The organism is Polaromonas sp. P1_G4 (assembly GCF_056405475.1).
Map to the genome: position 1 here is coordinate 1 of NZ_JBFUCA010000125.1, position 9,522 is coordinate 9,522.

8 protein-coding genes, 2 tRNA genes and 2 pseudogenes are annotated in these 9,522 nt (G+C 62.2%); 7 read left to right on the forward strand and 5 right to left on the reverse strand.

Annotated features, from left to right (window positions below; genetic code table 11):
- Positions 1-375: pseudogene (locus AC1D1X_RS08480) on the forward strand (phosphotransferase family protein); the annotation flags it as partial.
- Between the two features lie 49 nt (positions 376-424).
- A complete protein-coding gene (locus AC1D1X_RS08485; RefSeq protein ID WP_477698133.1) occupies positions 425-1,684 on the forward strand; it encodes an acyl-CoA dehydrogenase family protein in 1,260 nt (419 codons plus the stop codon).
- A 90-nt stretch (positions 1,685-1,774) separates the two neighbouring features.
- Here AC1D1X_RS08485 and AC1D1X_RS08490 read toward each other — a convergent pair whose 3' ends face one another.
- The gene (locus tag AC1D1X_RS08490; RefSeq protein ID WP_457280747.1) at positions 1,775-2,461 is read right to left on the reverse strand and encodes a hypothetical protein; all 687 of its coding nucleotides are present in this window, start codon (positions 2,459-2,461) and stop codon (positions 1,775-1,777) included.
- A 56-nt stretch (positions 2,462-2,517) separates the two neighbouring features.
- Between AC1D1X_RS08490 and AC1D1X_RS08495 the strand changes: the two genes are divergently transcribed.
- Positions 2,518-3,222 carry a glutathione binding-like protein gene (locus AC1D1X_RS08495; protein ID WP_477669414.1) on the forward strand — a complete coding sequence of 235 codons (705 nt, stop codon included), beginning with the start codon at positions 2,518-2,520 and terminating at the stop codon, positions 3,220-3,222.
- 293 nt (positions 3,223-3,515) lie between these two features.
- Here the strand turns inward: AC1D1X_RS08495 and AC1D1X_RS08500 are convergent.
- Positions 3,516-3,592: transfer RNA gene (locus AC1D1X_RS08500), tRNA-Arg, on the reverse strand.
- 239 nt (positions 3,593-3,831) lie between these two features.
- Here AC1D1X_RS08500 and AC1D1X_RS08505 point away from each other — a divergent pair.
- Positions 3,832-4,275, forward strand: a complete 444-nt coding sequence (locus AC1D1X_RS08505) for a response regulator (RefSeq protein WP_477648732.1) — start codon at positions 3,832-3,834, stop codon at positions 4,273-4,275.
- A 108-nt stretch (positions 4,276-4,383) separates the two neighbouring features.
- Here AC1D1X_RS08505 and AC1D1X_RS08510 read toward each other — a convergent pair.
- Positions 4,384-4,460: transfer RNA gene (locus AC1D1X_RS08510), tRNA-Pro, on the reverse strand.
- A gap of 209 nt (positions 4,461-4,669) precedes the next feature.
- Here AC1D1X_RS08510 and AC1D1X_RS08515 point away from each other — a divergent pair.
- Genes AC1D1X_RS08515 through AC1D1X_RS08525 form a run of 3 tightly spaced genes read left to right on the forward strand, consistent with a single transcriptional unit; the run spans position 4,670 to position 7,015 of the window.
- Positions 4,670-5,116 carry a C4-dicarboxylate ABC transporter substrate-binding protein gene (locus tag AC1D1X_RS08515; protein WP_477669413.1) on the forward strand — a complete coding sequence of 149 codons (447 nt, stop codon included), beginning with the start codon at positions 4,670-4,672 and terminating at the stop codon, positions 5,114-5,116.
- Complete coding sequence (locus AC1D1X_RS08520; RefSeq protein ID WP_477669412.1) at positions 5,113-6,579, forward strand: TRAP transporter large permease subunit; 1,467 nt, start codon at positions 5,113-5,115, stop codon at positions 6,577-6,579. Before AC1D1X_RS08515 ends, AC1D1X_RS08520 begins: the two co-directional genes overlap by 4 nt.
- 49 nt (positions 6,580-6,628) lie before the next feature.
- Positions 6,629-7,015, forward strand: coding sequence for a DUF488 domain-containing protein (locus AC1D1X_RS08525; protein ID WP_477669411.1), 387 nt, complete (start codon positions 6,629-6,631; stop codon positions 7,013-7,015).
- Between the two features lie 123 nt (positions 7,016-7,138).
- Here the strand turns inward: AC1D1X_RS08525 and boxB are convergent, their stop codons facing one another.
- Together boxB and AC1D1X_RS08535 are read right to left on the reverse strand one after the other, a co-directional pair.
- Positions 7,139-8,563, reverse strand: a complete 1,425-nt coding sequence (boxB, locus tag AC1D1X_RS08530) for a benzoyl-CoA 2,3-epoxidase subunit BoxB (protein ID WP_477669410.1) — start codon at positions 8,561-8,563, stop codon at positions 7,139-7,141.
- A 128-nt stretch (positions 8,564-8,691) separates the two neighbouring features.
- Positions 8,692-9,522: pseudogene (locus tag AC1D1X_RS08535) on the reverse strand (2,3-epoxybenzoyl-CoA dihydrolase); the annotation flags it as partial.

A 9,522-nucleotide genomic window follows, 5' to 3' on the forward strand; every position in this document is an offset into this window, starting at 1 on the left:
GTGCTTGACTGGGAGCTCTCCACCCTGGGCCATCCACTGGCCGACTTCAGCTACCACTGCATGGCCTGGCACATTCCGCCGGGCGCTTTCCGCGGCATTGGCGGGCTGGACGTGGTCAGCCTGGGCATTCCCACCGAATCCGACTACATACGCCTTTACTGCGAGCGCACCGGGCTGACCACACCCGAGGCGCTCAAGGTCGACTGGAACTTCTACATGGCCTACAACCTGTTTCGCATCGCGGCCATTCTGCAAGGCATTGCCAAGCGCGTCGAGGCCGGCACGGCTTCCAGCGCCCAGGCCGTCAGCTCGGCCGCCGGCGCGCCGCTGCTGGCCAGGATGGCCTGGGGCTTTGCCCTGAAAAGCCAGGGCTGAACGACCGCTGTCTCATAACAACATCGCCTCACATCTTTCTGGAGATTTCATGGACTTCAACTACACCCCCAAAGTACAGGAACTGCGGGCGCGCCTGCTCAAGTTCATGGACGAGCATGTTTACCCCAATGAGGCCCGCTTTTTCCGCGAAATCGCCGAGAACCGCGCCAAGGGCAATGCCTGGATCCCGACCAGGCTGGTCGAGGAGCTCAAACCCAAGGCGCGTGCCGCCGGCCTGTGGAACCTGTTTTTGCCGCACTCGCCGCGCGCCCCTGAAGGTCTGTCCAACCTCGAATACGCGCCGCTGTGCGAAATCATGGGCCGCGTGCCCTTTGCGGCCGAGGTGTTCAATTGCTCGGCGCCCGACACCGGCAACATGGAAACCATCGCCCGCTACGGCTCCGAAGCCAACAAGGACCAGTGGCTGGATCCGCTGCTCAAGGGCGAGATCCGTTCTGCCTTCCTGATGACCGAGCCGGAAGTCGCTTCGTCCGACGCCACCAACATCCAGTGCCGCATCGAGCGCGACGGCGACGACTACGTCCTCAACGKCCTCAAGTGGTGGTCATCCGGCGCGGGCGATCCGCGCTGTGCCATCTACATCGTCATGGGTAAAACCAACCCCGACGCCGGCCGCCACGAACAGCAGTCCATGATCCTGGTGCCCGCCAACACGCCCGGCATCGAGGTCATCCGCCCGCTGTCGGTCTTCGGCTACGACGACGCCCCGCACGGCCACATGGAAGTGCGCCTGACGAATGTGCGCGTGCCCGCCGCCAATTTGATGCTGGGCGAAGGCCGTGGTTTCGAAATTGCCCAGGGGCGCCTCGGGCCCGGACGCATTCACCACTGCATGCGCAGCATCGGCATTGCCGAGCGCGCGCTGGAGCTGATGTGCAAGCGCCTCAATACCCGCGTGGCTTTCGGCAAACCGATCGCAAGCCAGTCGGTCTGGCACGAGCRCATTGCCGAAGCCCGCTGCATGATCGAGCAGGCCCGCCTGCTGACGCTCAAGGCGGCCTACATGATGGACACCGTTGGGAATAAGGTTGCCAAGGCCGAGATCGCCATGATCAAGGTGGTGGCGCCCAACATGGCCTGCCAGATCATCGACTGGGCCATCCAGGCCCACGGCGGAGGCGGTGTGTCGGACGACTTCCCGCTGGCCTATGCCTACGCCAGCCAGCGCACCCTGCGCCTGGCCGACGGCCCGGACGAGGTGCATCGAGCTTCTCTGGCCAAGCTTGAGCTGGCCAAGCACTTGCTGATGCCCGGCGAAATCGAGATGCCCATAACGCGTGGCGGCTGATACGCTCAAATTTTGCTATTAAATCAATAGCTACTCGCGCTCACCCCATACGGCTAAAGTGCCAATTTCACCCTGAAAATGGCAATGCGATCAGAGCGTGATGTCGTTGGACAGGCCTGCAATGGCCGATTCGCAGGCGCTCGTGAAGATCTGGGCCGCATGTTCCAGCGTCGGCATGTCGGCGGGGGTGTATTGCATGCGCAGGTAAGCCTTGCCGCGCAGAATCATCAGGATAAAAGGCACTTGCGCATCTGGTGATGGCTCCGGCCAGTTCATCAGCAAGTCGACCAGGTGGGTGTCCAGCCAGGCCTGCGCATGCACACGCTGGTCTGCCATGACTGCGTAGCGCTGCCAGAACGGCTTGGGCAGGCTTTCCCAACCTACTTCCGAATACATGGCCAGCCAGCGCACCTCTTCCGGCATGCTCAGGTCTGCGGTGGTCTGCAGGGTGTCGGTATAGGCCTGGTAAGCACGTTTTTCAAGTGAATCCTTCAGTGCCCGGTTCATGACCAGCACCGTGACGTCGTCGTTGACCTTGATCTCACCGCGGGCGCGGAGTTCTTCGCCGCGGATGTAGTCGCGCGAGGCCCGGCCACGCTCCATCTTCCAGGGTTTGCCACTCACGGAACCTTTCAGGGCAAAACCCTTGCCTTCCCCCAGGCCGGTATAAGAAAAGCCGCGGGTACCGGCCCACTCGGACACGGCATCGTCGGAGGCGCCGGCGTCGCCCGCATCCCCCTTACCCCCGACAAAGACTTTCTTCAACCGCTCAAACATGGTTTTGGCTTTTCTCTTAAAGTGCAGCAACCTCATGTTAGTCCAAGGAAGCGCCAATGATCAATGTTTACTCCTGGCCCACACCGAACGGCCACAAGGTCCACATCATGCTGGAAGAATGCGGGCTGCAGCTGGACCGGGACTGGCAAGCGATTCCAGTCAATATCGGCACCGGCGACCAGTTCAAGCCCGAATTTCTGGCTATCAGCCCGAATAACAAGATTCCTGCGCTGGTTGACCCGGTCGGCCCCGACGGCAAGCCGATCCCGGTGTTTGAATCCGGCGCCATCCTGCTGTACCTGGCCGCAAAAACCGGCCAGTTTTTGCCAAAAAGCGACCGCCTCAAATTCCAGGTGCTGCAGTGGCTGATGTTCCAGATGGGCGGCGTCGGCCCCATGATCGGGCAAACCCACCATTTCCGGCAGTACGCGCCCGAGAAAATCGACTACGCCATCAACCGCTACACGAATGAAACGAAGCGGCTTTACGGCGTGATGGACAAGCAGCTTTCCACCCACAAGTTCATCGCCTGCGATGAATACACCATCGCCGACATCGCCATCTTCCCCTGGCTGCGCAATTGGCAAAACCACGGCATCGACTGGGCCGACTACCCTCACCTCAAGAAATGGTTTGACCTGATCAGCGACCGCCCCGCCGTGCAGCGTGGCGTCAAGGTACTGGCCGATCTGCGCAGGCCCATCACCGACGACAAGGCGCGGGAAATCCTGTTTGGCAAGACGCAGTACGAAAAACGTTGAGTCCGGCGGCGATCCGATACCAGGAGCGTTGTCCCCCGATTTGGGATCAGATCGCGTAGCGAGAACGCGTCAGCAAGCCCGAGCCGCACCGGAAGAGCCGGAGCGGTAAGTAAGGATAAAAGCGCATCGAGCTGACGCCCAGACAAGAAAATCGGCCGATAGCAAGCGTAGCGAGGACCCGTCAGCAAAGCCAAACCGTACCGCAGCGACCGGAACGTACCTTCGGGTACGTGAGGATCGCGAGGAACGTATTGGCTTTGATCACGGGTCCGCAGTAGCTTGAAGCGGTCGATTGGCCTGCCCGGAGGGGATCGAACCCCCGACCCTCAGCTTAGAAGGCTGATGCTCTATCCAACTGAGCTACGGGCAGTCTGTATGTGTGTCAGCGCGGCGGAGCCGCAAACGTGCGAACTGCAGGATTCAGTTCGTCGCGAATCATACCTTCAAACGCCTGCCGGATACCCCGGGCAACAGGGTCGGACATGTCCGGCACGCAGTGATTCGGACACGGCGGTTTGTTGTGGTTCTCACACACCGCAATGACTCACCTATGGCTGGCTCCCTGTCAGGGGTATATTGTCTACACGAAAGAAACGCAAAGGCACGCACATGACCCGACCAATCCTGCTGCTGGTGGAAGACAACCCTGCCCATGTAGAGCTCACCACGGTGACATTGCAGGAAAACGGTGCGGACCATGAAATCATCGTTGCCCGCGACGGCACGGAAGCCCTGGAATACCTTTTCTGCGAAGGTGCTTACAGCAACCGGCCCAACGACCATCCGCCCGAACTCGTCATGCTGGACCTGAATTTGCCCGGCCTCAGCGGGCTGGAAGTCATGCAGCGCATGCGGGCCGACCCCCGCACCTTCTTTGTACCCGTCATCCTCCTGACGTCCGAATCCAAATACTCCCCGGTGGTGAAAGAGCTCCAGGGCGGGCTTAACAGCTACGTGCGCAAGCCGCTGCACTTTCGGGATTTTCAGGAAAAACTGGAACAGGTGCGCGAATACTGGCGCACATCCAACTTTGGGTCGTTACTCAAGCCCTGAAAACGCCGCCGTTGGCGAGACTGAGGGCTGCCAAGGCCGAACTGGCGAGGCGCCCCAACAGACAGGCGTGAAAAAGCCCACATAAGTGGGCTTTTTGCTGGGAATTTTTGGTCGGAGTACAAGGATTCGAACCTTGGACCCCCTGGTCCCAAACCAGGTGCGCTACCAGACTGYGCCACACTCCGACTAGTCAAATATTATAGCCTGAACCCGCTACACTTTCCCGCACCCCTCCTCATTTTTTCCATTCACTGGATTACCCAATGAAACTTCGCCTCGTTGCCCAGCCTGATCCGCACCGGCCCGAGGGGAAGGCTGGCAGCAGCCTTGCCGCCGCATGATGATGCGGGCCGCCGCCGGGGCCGTGTCCTGGATCGACAAGGGTCTGACACGCATGACAGCAGTATTCGGGCTGCTGGTGCTACCGCTGGCGGCACTGCTGCTGGCCCAATGGCCGCTGCGCGAACTCGTCCAGGCCTACTCACGCCAGGCCAATGATGCGGCGCAAGTGCTATTCGCACTGTACGTGGCTGTAGCCGTGACCGCGGCCTCCAGAAGCCATACCCACCTCGCTTCCCTGCAGCCGCACCCTTCCGGCGCACCCCGCCCGCGCTGGCATTCCTGGGCGCTGCTGGTCTGCATCGCGCCCTGGGCGCTGTTCATGCTCTGGGCCGGCTGGCCACTACTGGTGGCTTCCGTGGCTACTTTCGAACGGTTCGGTGAAACACTCAGCCCGGGTTACTTCGTGATCAAGATCGCGATGGTGTTGATGCTCTTGCTGGTGCTGGCGGAAGGCCTGCTCGAACTCCTGCCGCACGGCCGCGCGCCGGGCTCGCCATGAGTTTCACCGGCCCCCTCGCGGGCTTGTGGATGCTTCTGCTCCTGGGCGTGCTGATTCTCGCCACCGGCCTGCCGGTCTGGGCCTTGCTGATCGGCGTCTCCAGCTTATTCGCCACGTTGGGCCTGGCCGCAGGCGCTTTTGACCTCCAGATCTTGCAGGCCCTGCCCGTGCGAACACTGGGCCTGCTGGAAAACGATTTGCTGCAGGCTATGCCGCTGTATGTCTTCATGGGCGTGTTGCTGCAGCGCCTGACAGTGGCCGACGCCCTGTTCTCCGCCTTGCTGCGGCTGTTCCGGCCCCTGGCCGGCGCGCACGCCCTCTCGGCCCTGGGTGTCGGCGCCCTTATCGCGCCCATGAACGGCTCGGTCGCTTCCAGTTCGGCCCTGCTTTCGCGCCTGATAGCACCGCGCATGGCGCACCTGGACACCGCGCAGGCCATCTCCATCATCAGTGTGGCCGCCACCATAGGCGTGGTAGTGCCGCCTTCTCTGGTCTTGCTGCTGCTGGGCGATGCCATGATGCTGGCGCACCTGGAAGCCAGCCGGCTGCCGGGCTACCTGCAGGCCGGCCAGCGCATCATCAACACCCAGGACGTGATGCATGCCGCGCTGTTGCCCGCCCTGTGCGTACTGGCGCTCTGGGCCCTAGTGGCCTGGCGCCAGGCGCGAAAGCTTCAGGAAAAGCCGCAGCACACCCCGCTCAGCCGTGCGCAGGTGGCAGTCGCCCTGCTCGCGGGCGGCACCATCGTGCTGCTGTTGGCCGGCGTCTTTACCGGCAAGCTCTATGCGGTGGAAGCGGCGGCCACGGGTGCCATGCTGCTGGTCGCAGCCGCCCTCGCGGGCCGCTCGATTTCGGCGGCAGGCTGGCAAGCGGTGCTGGCCGACACGCTCAAGCTCAGCGGTGCCCTGTTTGCACTCCTGGTGGGTGCCACTACCTTCAGCCTGGTCTTCCGGGTGTTCGGCACCGACCGCTGGCTCAACGGCCTGCTGCTGGGCTCCACGCTACCGCCGGGCGTGACGGCGGCCCTGGTACTGCTGCTGGTGGCCTCGTGCGCCTGGGTGCTGGATGCGTTCGAAATGATTTTTGTCATCGTGCCCATCGTCGCGCCGGCGCTGATCGCGCGGCTGGGCGATGCCCAGCAGGCGGCAGTGTTGCTGCTGCTGGTGCTGCAGCTGAGTTTCCTGATACCGCCCATGGGCTATGCCGTGCTGATGGCCCGGGCCCGCTCGGGCCTGCCGGCCGTTTCGAGCCGGCGCCTGTTGGGCGCGCTATGGCCCATGCTGCTGGTGCAGGTGGCGCTCACGGTGGTGGTGTTCGCCTTTCCGGCCGCGGTGCATTGGCTGGACACGCCGGCCCCTGTGGCTTCTGAGAAAGCGCCAATGGCCGAAGATGAGATCGCGCGCCAGATACGGGAGATGTCGCGCGTTGAGTCCCCTGAGCCGGGCACCGCCGCCGCGCCCTGAGTCGTTCCAGAACAGGGTTCTTGAACCGTTCGCCAAAAAGGAGACCGTAATGGCCATCAGGATCGTCAGGCTGGGCACGGCGCGAAGTGCCAACGAAGGTTTGCGCATAGGCACGGTGCGAAGACCGCCGCGCGGCGTGCCGAAAACCGAGTTCGCCTCGCAGGACTGGTATGACGTCTGGTACCCCAGCCTCGCGCCCAGCGTGGAAACCATGAAGTTGGGCCAGTCGGTTAACTCCGACAAGGACTGGGCAGCCTTCAGCAAAAAATACCGGGCTGAAATGAACGAACCCGATGCCAGCCGCAACCTGGACCTGCTGGCGGCGCTGTCACACCAGGCGAATTTCGCCATGGGCTGCTATTGCGAAAACGAGGCGCGTTGCCATCGCTCGCTACTGCGGGACTTACTCAAAGAACGCGGCGCAAATATCGCCTGAGGCTGGTGAAGCGGTCACGTCAAATCAAGCCGGGGCCGCGGGACTGGCTTTGCCAGACCGCAGGCGCAGCGGCCCCTCGGGGGGCAGGGAACTACACGAAGTGAGCGACCGTGGGGGCCATATTCACAATTTGACGTATTCGTACTCCAAGGGGTTGGCGTTGATACCGCGGTCCGGCGGCGCGATCCAGGCGGCCATCTTGCCGGGTTCGGTAACTCGGTTCATCAGGCTTTTGACAAATGCCGTATCGGCCGGCGTGGGCAGCCACTGGTCTTTTTTCGCTTCGAAATCGGCGGCGCTGATCGGGTTGCCCTGCGGGTCGGTGAAATTACCGGCCCAGGCGCCGACCGCGCGGCGAAAACGTGTGGACGGCAGGGTCAACTCAAAATCCACACCCGCGCGCTTGATGCCCATGTTCCAGCGCGTCACGCCGACATTGCAGTCCTTGACGTACTCGAGGCGCGTGATCTCATTCATGCCGTTGCGGGTCGAGATCGTCTCGTTTTTGAGACCGCCCTGCCCGTTCGGCACCACGATGCTCATCTCGGTTTCGAGTTCCACGTGGTCGGCGAACTTGGCTTCGTCCGGCCGGCCCTTGATGCCGTTGCTGAAGTAGTTGGCGGCGTTCGACGACGCTTCCGAGCCGAACAGGTCCAACGACGACGTGAACCAGAAGTTCATGAATTTCTGCACCGTGGGCAGGTCGATTACACCGGCTTTGCGCAGTGTGGCGACGTCGTCGGTGTCCAGCTCTTTCATCACTTCCAGCGTGCGTTTGATGACACGGCCAACCCCGGTCTCGCCCACGAACATGTGGTGGGCTTCCTCGGTCAGCATGAAGCGCGTGGTACGCGCCAGCGGGTCAAAGGCGGATTCTGCGAATGACTTGAGCTGGAACTTGCCGTCGCGGTCGGTGAAGTAGGTGAACATGAAAAAGCTCAGCCAGTTGTCCATGGGCTCGTTGAAAGTGCCCAGGATTCGCGGCTTGTCGGCATCGCCGCTGTGGCGCATCAAGAGCTCTTCCGCTTCTTCGCGGCCATCGCGGCCGAAGTGCGCATGCAGCAAATACACCATGGCCCAGAGGTGTCGGCCTTCCTCGACGTTGACCTGGAAAAGATTGCGCAGGTCATACAGCGACGGCGCGGTGTGGCCCAAGAGGCGCTGTTGCTCGACAGACGCCGGCTCGGTGTCGCCCTGCGTCACGATCAGACGGCGGAAGGTCGAGCGGTATTCGCCGGGCACGTCCTGCCAGACGTCTTCACCCATGTGGTCGCCAAAGCCAATCTTGCGACCCTCTTCCTTGTCAGCCAAAAAGATGCCCCAGCGGTAATCGGGCATGGGCGTGTAGCCGTAGCTGGCCCAGCCTGATGCATCCACGCCGACAGCAGTGCGCAAATAGACTTCCTTGGCCTTGAAGTCGCTGGGACCCATTTCGTCCCACCAGTTCAGAAAGGCGGGTTGCCAGTGCTCCAGCGCGCGCTGGAGCTGGCGGTTTTCGCCCAGGTGGACGTTGTTGGGGATGAGGGCTTGCAGATCTATTGAGCTCATGGCGTTCTTCCATCAAATAAGTTGCGAGGCGGCAGCAGCAATGTCAGTACCAGTGCCAGCGCGGAACCGGCTTTGCCGGGCCGCAGGTGGCGCCCCCTGGGGGGAGGCGCCGCAGGCGCTTCGGGGGGTTACACCCTCTTCCAGTCGAACTTGGCTTTCTTGCCCGTGCCGAAAAGTTTCAAGGCACCGTCCTCACCCACCGCATTCGGACGAATGAAAATCCAGTTCTGCCAGGCCGAGAGCCGCCCAAACACGCGCGTCTCCATCGTCTCTTTCCCCGGGAAGCGCAACGAGGCTTCCATGCCGGTCATGGCGTCGGGCGAGAGCGAAGCACGCTCTTCCAGCATGATGCGGATCTCGTCTTCCCAGTCAATGTCGTCGGGCGTCAAGGTCACAAGGCCCAGCGCCAGCGCCTGATCAGCGCGCAGCGGGCTGTCGCCGAGTTTTTGCAACTGTGCAATGGTGGCATCGTCTTCGCAGAATCGGGTTTGCAGGCGCGTCAGGCCATTGACGGCGGGGAACCAGCCGAAGTTGGCCGGACTCAGTTGCAGCGCAGGCGCGGCGTCTGGTGAATCGGGCAAGTCCAGCATGTAGATGCGGTCGCAGGCCAGAGCCAGTTCGTAGAAAGTGCCGGCAAAGCACGAACCCGCATCGACCAGCGCAATCAGCGAACGGCTGGTGACGTCCAGCCGGGCCAGGGTGCGGCGCAGCGCACCCGTGGTTTCCTTGACCAGCCAGTGGTCTTTCAGTTTGGCCAGCGTTTCGTCCATGCGGATCACCTGGCCGGCATCGCCTGTGGTCTTGATGACCCAGGTGCCGACTTCCAGTTCGTTGGTGCGCAGGTTGAGGATGGCGTCATCCAGTTCGCGCTGCAATTTCAGCGGGTACCAGTTGGCGCCTGCGGCTTCGATGGCATCGGGCGTGGACTCAATGGCTGCGGCTGGCGCCTTCACCGTGAT